This is a genomic window from Mesorhizobium sp. M4B.F.Ca.ET.017.02.2.1, from assembly GCF_003998955.1.
Lineage (GTDB): Bacteria > Pseudomonadota > Alphaproteobacteria > Rhizobiales > Rhizobiaceae > Mesorhizobium > Mesorhizobium abyssinicae.
Window position 1 is genome coordinate 1 of record NZ_RZOF01000739.1, and the last position, 383, is coordinate 383.

A 383-nucleotide genomic window follows, 5' to 3' on the forward strand; every position below is an offset into this window, starting at 1 on the left:
CACACGCCTATCCGCGAAGCGCTCGGCCGGCTGGAAGGGGAGGGGCTGGTGGTGAAGACTCACCTGATCGGCTATCGCGCCGCGCCGCAAATCACGCGACGCCGGTTCGACGAGCTTTACGAGCTGCGTCTTCTGCTCGAGCCCGCTGCCGCGGCCAAGGCCACGGCAACGCTGGATGACGAGCGTCTTGCAATCCTGCGGGAAGCGGCCGGCGTCATGGCGCGGCGGGTGGGAAAGGACGAGCGCCTGCGCTATTCGAATTTTGCGCGGCAGGACGCGATCTTCCACGACAAGATCATGGAGTTCGCGCAGAACGAGCTGATCCGCGAGACGCTGAACCACCAGCATACGCACTTCCACATCTTTCGCCTGATGTATCATTC

1 protein-coding gene is annotated in these 383 nt (G+C 63.4%); it reads left to right on the forward strand.

Features of this window, described 5'->3' with window-relative positions:
- On the forward strand, positions 1-383 hold a 383-nt coding region (locus EN738_RS35130; protein WP_127287458.1), incomplete at both ends, for an FCD domain-containing protein.